We start from the raw sequence: 13,245 nt of genomic DNA, 5'->3' as shown, positions 1-13,245 counted from the left end.
CCATGCCCGACGAGAAGGTCGACCTCAAGCGCATATACCGCGAGCTGTATGCGCCATCCGCTCGGGACTTCACCCTGGTCGAGGTGCCGCCGATGCGGTACCTCGCGATCGACGGGCACGGCGATCCGAACACCGCTCCCGCCTACGCCGAGGCGGTCGAGGCGCTCTATGCCGTCGCCTACGCGGTCAAGTTCCGCAGCAAGCGCGAACTCGGACGCGACTTCGTCGTCGGCCCGCTCGAGGGGCTGTGGCGCGCCGACGACCCGGCGACCTTCGTGACCCGCGAGAAGTCGGCGTGGGACTGGACGATGCTCATCGCCCAGCCCGACTGGATCGACGAGGCGCTCGTGGCCGACGCGATCGCGGCCGCCCGCGCGAAGGGCGATCGGCCGGGTCTCGACCTCGTCGAGCTGCGCGAGCTGGACGAGGGGTCGGCCGTGCAGATCCTGCACCTCGGCTCGTACGACGACGAAGGCCCGACGCTGGCGCGCCTGCACGACGAGTGGATGCCGCAGCACGGCCTCACCTTCGCCGGCGACCACCACGAGATCTACCTGAGCGACCCGCGGCGCACGGCGCCCGAGAAGCTCAAGACGGTCCTCCGCCAGCCCGTCCGGCCGGCCTGACGTTCGGAGCGGCGAGCGCCGTCCGAGAGAATGGACGGGTGACGACCCCCGCCTCCATCACCATCGAACGCGGCGACCTCGCCGATGAGCGCGTGCTCCGCCTGCTGCGCGACCATCTCGACGACATGTTCGCGACGTCGCCGCCCGAGAGCGTGCACGCGCTCGACGTGTCGGGACTCGAGGTGCCCGAGGTCACGTTCTGGACGATCGCCGAGGGCGGTGACATCCTGGGCTGCGTCGCACTGAAGGAGCTCGACCCCGGGCACGGCGAGCTGAAGTCGATGCGCACGGATGCCGAGTCGCGCGGGCGCGGACTGGGTGCGCGCCTGCTCGAGCACGTGCTGGCCGAGGCGGCCCGCCGCGGATACGGTCGCGTGAGCCTCGAGACCGGGTCGCAGGACTTCTTCCGCCCGGCGCGCACGCTGTACCAGCGGTACGGCTTCCGGGAGTGCGGACCGTTCGGCGACTACGTGCTCGACCCGCACAGCGTGTTCATGACGCTGGAGCTGGAGGGATAGCGCCGGCCTCTTCCTCGTCGTCCTCGTCGTCCTCGTCTTCGTCCTGCTCGTCGTCGCGGCGGGGCGTCATCGCGAGGGCGACGCCGAGCGGGGCGAGGATCGGCGTCACCAAGAGCGCGAGCAAGGCCGGCGTCTGACCTCCGCCGTGCATGACCAGGTGCAGCAGCCCGGGTGAGGCGACGAGGAGCGCTGTCCACCAACGGCCGCCGAGCGCGATCCCTCCGACACCGGCGGCGAGGCTTGCCAGCGTCGCCATCAGTGCGAGCGGCTCGGCCCACGGGTGCGCGTTCGGCGAACCGATGGCGCCGAATCCGTGGAACAGTTCGGCCACGATGATCACCGGCCCGGCCGCGATGGCGACCGCCGCCCAGATCGCCCGCACCGCCCAGTGGCTGCTCCAACCCGTTCCGGACATCGACGTCGTCACGGGCACAGCGTAGCGATCGCGGCGCCGTTCGCGGCGGATCTCCAGCCACGGCGCCGCCCGGCAGGGTTACGGTCGGAGGCATGGCCTCGTCGACCGCCGAGACGTCGCGCGCGACCCCGCGTCCGCGGGTGCGCGTCCGCGGTCGCACGACGCAACCCGACGACGAGCTCCCCGCCTGGACGCGCGCGCTCGCCGAGGGCGACGACCCCGGGTTCTTCGGTCCGGGCAGCGCCGTGTGGGCGGTCAACGGCGCACTGCCGACGCTCGTCGCCGGCATCCGGGCGTTGCTGCTCCAGACGTTGCATCCCGGCGCGATGGCGGGCGTCCACGACCACTCGCGCTACCGCGAGGACCCGCTCGGACGGCTCGACGGCACCATCCGCTGGGTCGCGACGACGACGTTCGGCGACCGTCGCCAGGCGACCGAGGCGTGCGCCTTCGTGACTCGGCTGCACGGACGCGTGCGGGGCACCTACACGGATGCCGCGGGCGAGACCCGCCCGTACGCCGCCAACGACCAGGACCTGCTGCGCTGGGTGCACGACGCGTTCACCGAGGCCTTCATCGGCGCGCATCAGGTCTGGGGGCGACCGATCCCGGGCGGACCCGACGCCTACGTGCGCGAGTGGGCGCAGGCCGGGCGGCTGATGGGCGTGGAGGATCCGCCCACGACCGTGACAGACCTGCACGCCGAGCTCGACGCGTACGTGCGCGACGCGAAGGTCGATGAGCGCGTGGTCGCGGCGGTGCGGTTCATCCGCCGGCCGGGGCTGCCGGGGCTCACCGGATGGCTCTATCCGATCCTGTTCGGCGGCGCCGTCGCGTCGCTCGACCCGCGGTACCGCCGCCTGCTGGGGCTCCGACGGCCGTGGTGGCCGGCGATCACGCTCACGCGCTTGGTGCTCGCGACCGGCGAGCGCGTGCTCGGGCGCGTCTCGCCGAGCGAGCGGCACGCGCGTCAGCGCATCGGGCGACTCGAGGTGTCGGCGGCCGACGCGAGCTGACGCTCGCGCGCGCCATCCGCTCGCGCGTCCGCCTGCCGGCGAGTTGCCACTTTCGCCCGGTGCGAGGCGTGCTGACCCGGCGCAACCGGCAACTCGGGCGGCGATGAGCTCGAATTTCCGCAGCCGACTTGACAGTGGGGGAGCAATGTCGTACGTTCGTCCCTCAGATGGTCAGACCATCTAATGTTCCACCACCGGCACGGCCGGACGATCGATACAAAGGGGTAGGGTCCGTGAACCTGTTCTCGCTCATGCAGCAGCGCACCGCCGAAGCGGGCCCGATCCGGGTCGGCGTCATCGGGGCCGGAAAGTTCTCGTCGATGTTCCTGACGCAGGCCGTCGGCAGCAGCAACATCCACGTCGTCGGCGTCGCCGACATCAACGTGCCGAAGGCCAAGGACGCGCTGGCGCGCACCGGCTGGCCGGCCGAGCGGTACGCCGCGGCATCCCTCGACGACGCCGTGCGCACCGGCGGCACCGCCGTCATCGACGACTCGACCGCGCTCATCACGCACCCGAGCGTCGAGGTCGTGCTCGAGATCACCGGCAACCCGCTCGTCGGCACGTACCACGCGGTCACCGCGATCGACCACGGCAAGCACGTCATCATGGTCAACGTCGAGGCCGACTGCATGGTCGGCCCGATCCTGCAGCGCCGCGCTCAGGACGCTGGCGTCGTCTACTCGATGGCGTACGGCGACCAGCCCGCCCTCATCTGCGAGCTCGTCGACTGGTGCCGCACGGTCGGCTTCGACGTCGTCGCCGCGGGCAAGGGCACCAAGTACCTGCCCGAGTACAACTACTCCACGCCCGACACGGTGTGGAACTACTACGGCTTCACCGACGAGCAGCTCGCGTCGGGCGACTACAACCCGAAGATGTTCAACTCGTTCCTCGACGGCACCAAGTCGGCCATCGAGATGGCCGCCGTCGCGAACGGCACCGGCCTGCTGCCCCAGGACGAGGGCCTGCTCTTCCCCGCCGCGAGCAAGGACGACCTGCCCACCGTGTTCCGCGAGCGATCGCTCGGCGGCTCGCTCTCGCGGCGCGGCACGGTCGAGATCGCCTCGAGCATGTACCGCGACGGGCGCGAGGTGCCCGACAACCTCCGCTGGGGCGTGTACGTCACGTTCGAGGCGGTCACCGACTACGCCGTGCAGTGCTTCGCCGAGTACGGCGTGCACACCGACGAGACCGGCCGCTACGGCTCGCTCTACCGGCCGTACCACATGATCGGCCTCGAGCTCGGGGTCTCGATCGCCGCCGCGGTCACGCGTGGTGAGGCGACCGGTGCGCCGACCGGCTTCCGCGGCGACGTCGTGACGACCGCCAAGCGCGACTTGCGCGCCGGCGACACGCTCGACGGCGAGGGCGGCTTCACGGTGTTCGGCAAGCTCGCTCCCGCGGCCACGTCGCTCGAGCGCAGCGCACTGCCGCTCGGCCTGGCCCATGGCGCGAAGCTCATCCGCGACGTCCCGAAGGACCAGATCGTCTCGTGGGACGACGTGCAGCTCGACGAGTCCCAGTTCGCGGTCCAGATCCGCCGCCAGCTCGAGGCGGAGTTCCGCGCCGAGCACCTCGCCGCGGCCGCTGCCTGACCAACGTCAGACGGTCAGACATCGGAGACTACGATGGACGCACACGAGACGCGGACCGGCCTCGGCCGGCGACCGGAGGGGCTTCCAGGTGGTCACGGCGAACGACGGATGGGAACCGGTCCAGCGCATCCGGACCTACGAACAGGTCATGGCGCAGATCGAGCAGCGGATCCTCGACGGACGGCTGAAGGCGGGCGACAAGCTCCCGAGCGAGCGCGAACTGGCGCAGTCGCTCGGGGTCTCCCGGCCCTCGCTCCGCGAGGCCATGCGGGTGCTCGAAGCGCTCGGCCTGGTCGACATCCGGGTGGGCGGCGGACCGGATGGCGGAGCCGTCCTGGTCCAGTCGCCCGGCGACGGCATGGTCAACCTGCTCAAGCTGCAGATCGCGCTCGCGCACTTCAGCTGGGAGGACGTGCTCGAGACGCGGCTGACCCTCGAGGTCTGGAGCGTCGAGGAGGCCGCCTACCGAGCGAATGAGGACGACCACCGCGAACTCGCCGCGATCCTCGAGCGCATGGATGACCCGTCCATCGACTCCGCCGAGTTCAACCGCCTCGACGCCGCGTTCCACGTCAGGATCGCGGAATCGACCGGGAACGCGCTGACCGCTCACTTCATGGGCTCGCTGCGTACCGCGATCCACCGCCAGATGGTGGAGGTGTACGCCGGGCTCGACGACTGGCGCGAGACCGCGAAAACCGTGCGGGCCGAGCACCGCGAGATCCTCCAGGCGATCGTCGATCGCGACGGGCCTCGCGCGGCCGCAGAGGTCCGCAACCACATCACCAGCTTCTACACGATCGACCCCCACCGCGGGAGCGAAGTCCCGAGTTGACCCTCGGTTCGTCTCCCGCCCAGGCGCACCAGAGCCGCCGGGGATTCACATCAAGGGAGATATGAACCGACATGACCACCATGACTGCAACTGAGCCCCGCGAAGTCCGGGCCGAGCACGGCTCGCCCGACAAGCTCCGCACCGCGATCGGCAGTGCCGTCGGCACCACGATCGAGAACTACGACTTCCTCGCCTACGGCACCGCCGCAGCGCTCTACTTCAGCGACGCGTTCTTCCACGCCGAGGACCCGGTCGTCGGCGTCCTGCTCGGCTTCGCCACGTTCGGCATCGGCTTCGCGATGCGGCCGCTGGGCGGCCTCCTCGGCGGGTACCTCGGCGACAAGATCGGCCGCAAGCCGGTGCTCGTCGGCGCGCTCCTGCTCATGGGGATCTCGACCGTGCTGATCGGCGTGCTGCCGACGTACGCGCAGGTCGGGCTGCTCGCGCCGATCCTGTTGACGCTCATCCGCGTCATCCAAGGCATCGCCTTCGGTGCCGAGTGGGGCGGCGCCATCCTGATGACCTTCGAGCACGCGCCGTGGAGGCAGCGTGGTCGATACACGGCCATCCCGCAGGCCGGCGTGCCGCTCGGCCTGCTGCTCGCGAACCTCGTGTTCCTCTGGTCGAGCACGCTCGACAATGAGCTCGCCTGGCGCCTGCCGTTCCTGCTCTCGGCGGTGCTCATCATCGCCGGCCTCATCATCCGCGCGAAGGTCTCCGAGAGCCCCGAGTTCATCGACACCAAGACGCAGGGCCTCGTCGTGAAGAACCCGCTCAAGGAGGTCTTCAAGAACGACTGGCGCAACATCCTGCGCGTCATCGCGCTGCGCCTCGCAGAGTCGGGCGGCTTCTACGTGATCGTCACGTACATGCTCTCCTACCTGACGAGCGGCGACGAGCCGATCACCGACCGTGCGACGGCGCTCACCGGCCTCATCATCGCGGCCGCACTGGGCCTGTTCACCACCATCCTGTTCGGTTCGCTCACCGACCGGATCGGCCGCAAGCCGGTCTACTTCTTCGGCACGATCGCGCTCATCGCCTTCGCGTTCCCCATGTTCCTGCTCGTGAACACCGGCCTGCCGTACCTCATCGTGTTCGTGTACGTCGTCGCCATGGCGATCATCCACGACTCGCTGGCCGGAACGCAGGGCGCCTGGTTCTCCGAGCTGTTCAACACGAACACCCGTTCCTCGGGCGCCTCGGTCGGCTACCAGTTCTCGGCGGCGATCTCGGGCTTCATCCCGCTCATCGCGACTGCGGTCGCCGTGCCCCTCGGCTGGGGCGGCGTGGCGCTCGTCTACATGGCGTGCGGCGTGCTCGGCCTGATCGGCACCGTGCTCACCCGCGAGACCTGGGGCAAGCGCGAGCGCGCCGAGGTCGACGCGATCATCGAGCGCTCCTGAGCGAAGTGCGGGGCGGGGCGGATGTCGCTCCCGCCCCGCACCCGCATCCCTCCGCTTCCGACTTCCGTCCGAGACCACCTGGAGACACCATGAAGACCGTCGTGCTCGACGACGACCCCACCGGCACGCAGTCCGCGACGGGCGTCACGGTGCTGCTCGACCACGACGCCGAGGCGCTGGCCGAGATCCTGGCCACTTCGGATGCCGTCTACGTGCAGACGAACAGCCGCGCGCTGCCCGAGGACGAGGCGATCGCGCTCGCGCGTCGCATCCGCGACGATGCGCTCGCGGCCGCCTCGCGCCTGGGCGCCGATGTCCGGTTCGTGCTGCGCGGCGACTCGACGTTGCGCGGGCACGTGTTCGCCGAGACCGAGGTGTTCCTCGACGGCGACGCGGTGATGCTCTTCGTCCCGGCGTTCCCCGACGGCGGACGCACCACGCGCGACGGCGTGCACTTCGTGCGCGTCGCGGGCGACGACGTGCCCGCGCACGAGAGCGAGTACGCCGACGACCCCGTGTTCGGGTTCGGCACGGGCGTGCTCGTCGACTACGTGGCCGAGAAGTCCGACCGGCGCGGCATCCACGTGCCGCTCGCCGACGCGCGGGCCGGCCGGCTGGCGCAGGCGCTCGCCGAGGCGCCCGCCGGCAGCGTGGTGCTGCCCGATGCGGTGACCGATGACGACATCCGGCTCATCGCCGAGGCGACGGATGCCGCGATCGCGGCGGGCACGTCCGTCGTCGTCCGTTCGGCCTCGCCGCTGGCCGCCGAGCTCGCCGGCGTCGCCAGCCACGGGCTGCTGCCGACCCCGCTCACCGGCACCGGCGGCCCGGTGCTGCTGGCCTGCGGCTCGCACACCGCGGGTGCGACGGCGCAGCTCGCCGCGGTCACCGCCGACTGGGGCGCGCCGGCCGTGATCGACACCGACGCGGCGCTCCTCGACCCCGTCGCCGCCGGGCGCGCGGCGGCCGAGGCCGCCTGGAGCGGCCTCGACCGTCGGCCGCTCGCGTTCGTCACGACCGACCGACGGCGTTCCGCGTCGCACAACACGCTCGCGCACGGCGAACGGGTCATGACCGCACTCACCACCGCCGTCCGAGAACTGCTGCCGGACGTGTCGGTCGTCGTCGCCAAGGGCGGGATCACGTCGGCCGAGGTCGCGCGGACCGGCGTCGGCGCGCGCGCCGCCGTCGTGCTCGGGCAGGTGCTGCCCGGCGTCTCCGCGTGGCGCATGACCGCACACGACGGGCGCGACGTGCTCTACGTCGTGGTGCCCGGCAACGTGGGCGGAGCCGACACGCTCGTCCGCGTGCTCGAGGCCGTGGGCGTGCGCGCGCCCGCCCGGGCCTGACCGGCCGGCGCTGCCAGGCCAGCTGGCCGCCCGCGAAGCGGCGGCCGACGCGTTCGCGTCCTAGGGTGAGTGGGCACCCCCCGACGAGCGAGGAGCCAGACCCATGAAGACCATCCGGCTCGGCGGCACCGAACTCGCCGCCCCCAACGTCGTGCTCGGCATGATGCGCATCCAGCAGATGACGGATGACGCGGTGCGCGAGCTCGTGGGGACGGCCCGCGACGCGGGCATCGACTTCTTCGACCACGCCGACATCTACGGCGATCCGCTCCACGAATGCGAGCGACGGTTCGCCGAGGCGCTGCACCTGACCGCGTCGGAGCGCGACGAGATCACCATCCAGACCAAGTGCGGGATCGTGAAGGAGCCGTGGGGCTTCGACTTCTCGTACGAGCACATCATCGACTCGGTCGAGGGCTCGCTTCGGGCGCTCGACACCGACCGGATCGACGTGCTGCTGCTGCACCGTCCGGACGCCCTGGTCGAGCCCGACGAGGTCGCGCGTGCGTTCGACGAGCTCGAGGCATCCGGGAAGGTGCGGCACTTCGGGGTCTCGAACCACACGCCGGGGCAGATCGAGCTCCTCAAGAAGTCGGTGACGCAGCCCATCGTCGCCAACCAGATCCAGTTGTCGGTCACGCACGCGCCGTCGGTCGCGCAGGGCCTCGCCGCGAACATGCAGGGCGTCGAGCAATCGATGAGCCTCGACCTCGGCGTCGTGGACTACTGCCGACTGCACGACATCACGATCCAGGCGTGGTCGCCGTTCCAGGCGGGGTTCTTCACGGGCGTGTTCCTCGACTCGCCCGAGTACCCCGAGCTCAACGCCGTGATCGACCGCCTCGCCGCGAAGTACGACGTGCCGCCCATCGCGATCGCGACGGCGTGGATCACGCGCCATCCGGCCGACATGCAGGTCGTGCTCGGCACCACGACCCCCTCACGCGTGGCGGCGGCGGCAAAGGGGTCCGACATCCCGCTCACGCGTGGGGAGTGGTACGAGCTCGTGCGCACGGCGGGGTACCGCGTGCCCTGACGCTCGGCGAACCGAACCGTCACGCCCCAGCAACCGGCCCATCGCCCGCGCCCCGCTCGGGGTCTGGCGGAGGCACGGCTCCGGTCCTAGGCTGTGCCGCGTCGACGGGTGTGCGCGCGCCCGTCCCGCGCTGATCCGGGGGGAGGGGCGGCGTGACCTGGTTCACCAACGCGAGCATCTGGATCACCCTGCCGCTCTTCGTCGGCGGATTCGTCCTCGCCTCGTGCCTGATCGTGCTCGCGCTGCGGCCCCTGGTGCGACGCCTGGTCAAGGATCGCGGCGAATGGGACCGCACGCTCGGACACGTGATCGGCACGTTCGGCATGTTCTTCGGCATCCTGCTCGCGCTCGTGGCGGTCTCGGTGTACGAGAACTACGCGGCGACGCGCGACGCGACGGTCGAGGAGGTCGGTCAGATCGGTGCGTTCTACCGCGCCACGACCGCGTTGCCCGACGAGGTCGGCGAGCCCATGCGAGAGCTCATCGACGACTACCTGGTCGCCGTGATCGAGGAGGACTTCCCCCTCCAGCGCGAGGGCGTGCTGCCCGATGCCAGCCTCGACGAGGTCGATGCCATCGAGGAGGTCATGCACTCGTTCGAGGCCGAGACGATGAGCGAGCAGATGGAGTACAAGCAGGTGCTCGAGGCGTTCGACCTCTTCGTCGAGGAGCGCCGGGAGCGCCTCGACGCCACCGCGCTCTCACTGCCCACCCTGATCTGGGTCGTCATCTGGGTCGGCGCCGCCGTGAACGCCGTCCTGATCGGGCTGATCTACGTCGACGGCAAGCGCATGCACGTGCTCATGGCCGGCCTGCTCGCACTCTTCATCGGCCTCGTCATCTTCGTGACCGCCGACATGGACTTCCCGTACGCCGGCACGGTGGCGGTCGACGCGGGCGCCTACGAACGCGTCTACGTGCAGATCGTCGAGTGACGGATGGCGCGGCCCTCAGCCCGCGCCGACCTCGCCCTCCCAGAATCCCGAGCCGTCGCCGTCGGGCGACGTGATCTGCCAGGGCACTGCGCCCGAGCCCTCGTCGAGGCCGTCCCTGAGTCCGGGAGCGACGAGGCGAGCCGCGATCGCCTCGGCCTCGGCCGTGGTGACGCGGGCGATGTAGAGCTTCGGATGCTGCGGCCCCTCGAGCAGCACCTCGGCGTGCGGGTACTCGCCGGTGAGCGCGACGAGCTCGTCGATGAGCGCGCGCGAGGTGACGCCCTCGATGTGCGAGAAGCGCAACAGGGGCTGCTCCGAGCGCAACGCGAACGACCCGCCCTGCGCGAAGAGCGGCGTCTCCATGAGCGCGTCGAAGCGATCGGCGACGCGATCGGGCTCGAGCAGGGCCGCGTACGGCCACCCGTCGATGAACGCGAGGCCGACGACGCCCTCGACCTCGGCGGCGTCGAGGAGGCCGCTGACCGTGGCGCCGGAGGTCGCGGCATCCGTCTCGGGCGTGATCTCGAACGACCACCAGGGCTCGACGAAGGTCGCCTCGGCGGCGGCGGATGACTCGGGCGCCTCGGCGGTCAGCGTGATCGGGTCCTCCCAGGCGAGGCCTGCCGCGATGCCCGGCACCTGCTCGGCCGTCGCGAGCACGTCGTCGCGCTCGGCGTCGGCCTCGAACGTGACGGTCGTGTAGCGGGGGTTCTCGTCGGCGGGCTCCATGCCGCCGATCTCGACGGACGCCACCGCCGGCAACTCGGCGAGGTCGGCCTTCAGCTGCGCCTCGGGATCGGCCGGCGGCTCGTCGGCGGCCGGCGCAGCGCACCCCGAGAGCGCGACGGCGACGAGCGCCGCGATAGCGGTGAGGCGGAGGCGCGATGCGGTAGGGCGCATCCTTCGAGCATGACGGATGACGCCGAGCATGCCCAATCGGAGGAGGGGGTCCGGTGCCCGGGGGACAGCAGGGCCAGCGCCGACACATCCGAGGCGGGGGCTTGCGGGCGACTTTTGAAACGTGCCAAACTGTGGATCGGTCTACAGTGTAGATCGGTCTACAAAGACTGGCGACGCCGGGACATGCCGGCGTCGCTTCGCGATCCACCTTCGACGGAGAGGGAACACACGATGCAGATGAGCCGGATTCACGACGGGCCGCGCGCCCGATCGCGGCGGCGCCTCGCGGCGCTCGTCACCGGTGCGGTCATCGCCTCGAGCGGGATGATCGCCGCAGCCGGCATGCCGGCCGCGGCCGAGGACTGCTCGACGGTGCCGTGGATGGACACCGCCACGAGCTCGGAGGAGCGTGCCGACGCGCTCCTCGCCGCGAGCTCGCAGCACCAGAAGTACCGCTGGCTCGTGGAGCAGCCGGCGAACGACCCGACCCGGACCACCTGGCCCGCCGGCATGACCGGTGAGGCGCCCGTGGTTTACCCGGCCCAGCTCGCCTGCACGCCGGTCGTCATCTACGCCAACGGACCCGACGGCGTCTACGGGAAGGCCGGCACCACGGCCTGGCCCGGCCCGATCGCCGTGGCGTCCACCTGGAACCTCGAGCTCGGCGAGGAGAAGGCGGTCGCCCACGGAAGCGAGTCGTTCGACAGCCGCAGCGCGGTCGTCCTCGGCCCGGGCATCGCGAGCGGCCGCACCCCGCTCTCGGGCCGCGGCTCGGAGTACTTCGGCGAGGACCCGCTGCTCTCCGGCCTCATGGCCGCCGCCAACGTCCGCGGGCTCGAGCACGGCAATGCCGACAAGCCGGTCGTCGCCAACCTGAAGCACTACGTCGCGAACGAGCAGGAGACCGACCGCGAGGAGAGCTCGTCGAACATGGACGAGCGCACCCTGCGCCAGGTCTACGACCTGCCGTACGAGATCGCGGTGAAGGAGTCCGACCCGGGCAGCGTGATGTGCTCGTACAACCAGGTCAACGGCGTGTACGCGTGCGAGAACCCCATCCTCACCACCAGCCTCGGGGAGCAGGCCGGATTCGACGGCTACGTGATGAGCGACTTCGGCTCGGTGCACTCGACCGTCGCATCCATGGACGCCGGCCTCGACCAGGAGCTCAACCGCCCGGTCTGGTACACCCCGGCACGCCTCGACGCGGCCCTGAAGGCCGGCGACATCACGCAGGCGCAGATCGATCAGGCCGCGTTCGACGTGGTGCACACCTACATCGAGAAGGGCCTGTTCGACCACCCGGTCCCCGCGACCGCGATCCCGAACGTGTCCACGGCCGAGCACAAGGCGCTCGCACGGGAGATCGCCGAGCAGAGCACCGTGCTGCTGAAGAACGACGGCGAGGTGCTGCCGCTCTCGGATGACGCGCCCACCGTCGCCGTCATCGGCCAGACCGCCTCGAAGACCGCCACCGGCAACGTCAGCGCCAAGACCGGCTGCGCCTGGTACCTCGTGTTCATCCGCGGCACCGCGTTGAACTGCGACGCGATCGTCGACCCGCTCACGAGCATCACCGAGCGCGTCGAGCAGGCGGGCGGCGAGGTCCTCTACGCCAACGGCGCCGACCTCGCGCAGGCGGCGTCCGTCGCCGAGCAGGCGGATGTCTCGATCGTCTTCGGCCACTACACGATGGGCGAAACGACCGACCTGGCCGACCTGCACCTCGATGCGAACGGCGACGCGCTCATCGAGGCGGTGGCCGCGGCATCCGATCGCACCGTCGCCGTGCTGAACGCCGGCAGCGCCGTCGAGATGCCCTGGATCGATGACGTCGACGCCGTGCTGCACGCGTGGCACTCGGGCGAGCAGTTCGGCCCTGCACTCGCGGGCCTGCTCTGGGGTGACGTCAACCCGTCGGGCAAGCTGCCGATGACCTTCCCGAAGTCGGTCGCCGACACTCCGACGAGCACGCCCGAGCAGTACCCGGGGATCGTCGACGAGTCCGGCATCCGCCAGGTCGAGTACTCCGAGGGTCTCGAGGTCGGCTACAAGTGGTACGACGAACAGGGCATCGAGCCGCTGTTCGAGTTCGGCCATGGCCTGTCGTACACGTCGTTCGAGTACTCCGACCTCGACGTGGCGGTCGACCGCCGCTCGGACGGGGCTGCCGTGACCGTCTCGTTCACGATCGCCAACACCGGCGACCGCGACGGCGCCGAGATCCCGCAGGTGTACCTGACGCTGCCGGCGTCCGCGCACGAGCCGGGCAAGCGCCTCGTCGGGTTCGACCGCATCGAGCTCGCCGCAGGCGAGAGCACGCGCGTCGAGCTCGTGATCGACTCGGCCGCGAGCAACCAGCCCTTCTCGATCTGGGACGAGGACGCGGACGCCTGGCTCGTGCCGAAGGGCCGCTACGAGGTCGCGGTGGGCTCGTCCTCGCGTGACCTGCCGCTCTCGAAGGCGCTCCAGCCGAACATCACCATGCCGTCGGCCGCTGCGAACGGCCTCGGCTGACGCAGTGACGCGGTGAACGACCGCGACGGGCGTCCGACTCCCTCCCGGAGGTCGGGCGCCCGTCGCCCGTCAGGGGCGTCGTCCATCCGCGCCC

The 13,245-nt window shown here is 70.8% G+C and carries 12 protein-coding genes; 10 read left to right on the top strand and 2 right to left on the bottom strand.

The window, feature by feature from the left end:
• The first annotated feature begins 2 nt into the window (after positions 1-2).
• Together BLT99_RS10455 and BLT99_RS10450 are read left to right on the top strand one after the other, a co-directional pair.
• Complete coding sequence (locus tag BLT99_RS10455; protein WP_092671958.1) at positions 3-626, top strand: GyrI-like domain-containing protein; 624 nt, start codon at positions 3-5, stop codon at positions 624-626.
• A 38-nt stretch (positions 627-664) separates the two neighbouring features.
• Complete coding sequence (locus tag BLT99_RS10450; protein ID WP_229724325.1) at positions 665-1,144, top strand: GNAT family N-acetyltransferase; 480 nt, start codon at positions 665-667, stop codon at positions 1,142-1,144.
• Here BLT99_RS10450 and BLT99_RS10445 read toward each other — a convergent pair.
• Positions 1,119-1,571 carry a hypothetical protein gene (locus BLT99_RS10445; protein ID WP_092671955.1) on the bottom strand — a complete coding sequence of 151 codons (453 nt, stop codon included), beginning with the start codon at positions 1,569-1,571 and terminating at the stop codon, positions 1,119-1,121. The genes BLT99_RS10450 and BLT99_RS10445 overlap by 26 nt on opposite strands.
• Positions 1,572-1,651: 80 nt before the next feature.
• Between BLT99_RS10445 and BLT99_RS10440 the strand changes: the two genes are divergently transcribed.
• The 7 genes from BLT99_RS10440 (at position 1,652) to BLT99_RS10410 (ending at position 9,734) form a co-directional block, all read left to right on the top strand.
• On the top strand, positions 1,652-2,575 hold the full coding sequence (locus BLT99_RS10440) for an oxygenase MpaB family protein (protein WP_092671951.1): 924 nt from the start codon (positions 1,652-1,654) through the stop codon (positions 2,573-2,575).
• Between the two features lie 233 nt (positions 2,576-2,808).
• On the top strand, positions 2,809-4,173 hold the full coding sequence (locus BLT99_RS10435; RefSeq protein ID WP_092671948.1) for an NAD(P)H-dependent oxidoreductase: 1,365 nt from the start codon (positions 2,809-2,811) through the stop codon (positions 4,171-4,173).
• A gap of 88 nt (positions 4,174-4,261) precedes the next feature.
• Positions 4,262-5,008, top strand: coding sequence for a FadR/GntR family transcriptional regulator (locus BLT99_RS10430; RefSeq protein WP_197675488.1), 747 nt, complete (start codon positions 4,262-4,264; stop codon positions 5,006-5,008).
• Positions 5,009-5,079: 71 nt separating this feature from the next.
• Positions 5,080-6,414 carry an MFS transporter gene (locus tag BLT99_RS10425; protein ID WP_166670882.1) on the top strand — a complete coding sequence of 445 codons (1,335 nt, stop codon included), beginning with the start codon at positions 5,080-5,082 and terminating at the stop codon, positions 6,412-6,414.
• Between the two features lie 89 nt (positions 6,415-6,503).
• The gene (locus tag BLT99_RS10420) at positions 6,504-7,763 is read left to right on the top strand and encodes a four-carbon acid sugar kinase family protein (RefSeq protein WP_092671945.1); all 1,260 of its coding nucleotides are present in this window, start codon (positions 6,504-6,506) and stop codon (positions 7,761-7,763) included.
• A 103-nt stretch (positions 7,764-7,866) separates the two neighbouring features.
• Positions 7,867-8,799 (top strand): aldo/keto reductase, encoded by a 933-nt coding sequence (locus tag BLT99_RS10415; protein WP_092671942.1) that lies wholly within the window; start codon positions 7,867-7,869, stop codon positions 8,797-8,799.
• Positions 8,800-8,951: 152 nt separating this feature from the next.
• Positions 8,952-9,734 carry a bestrophin-like domain gene (locus BLT99_RS10410; protein ID WP_092671939.1) on the top strand — a complete coding sequence of 261 codons (783 nt, stop codon included), beginning with the start codon at positions 8,952-8,954 and terminating at the stop codon, positions 9,732-9,734.
• Positions 9,735-9,749: 15 nt separating this feature from the next.
• On the opposite strand, the gene BLT99_RS10405 is transcribed toward BLT99_RS10410, so the two are convergent.
• Complete coding sequence (locus tag BLT99_RS10405; protein WP_133988454.1) at positions 9,750-10,634, bottom strand: hypothetical protein; 885 nt, start codon at positions 10,632-10,634, stop codon at positions 9,750-9,752.
• A 237-nt stretch (positions 10,635-10,871) separates the two neighbouring features.
• On the opposite strand from BLT99_RS10405, the gene BLT99_RS10400 reads away from it, so the two are divergent.
• On the top strand, positions 10,872-13,151 hold the full coding sequence (locus tag BLT99_RS10400; RefSeq protein WP_197675487.1) for a glycoside hydrolase family 3 C-terminal domain-containing protein: 2,280 nt from the start codon (positions 10,872-10,874) through the stop codon (positions 13,149-13,151).
• Positions 13,152-13,245 lie beyond the last annotated feature (94 nt).

The organism is Agromyces flavus, from assembly GCF_900104685.1.
Taxonomy (GTDB): Bacteria; Actinomycetota; Actinomycetes; order Actinomycetales; family Microbacteriaceae; genus Agromyces; species Agromyces flavus.
This window is presented reverse-complemented; position numbering and strand designations above follow the sequence as displayed.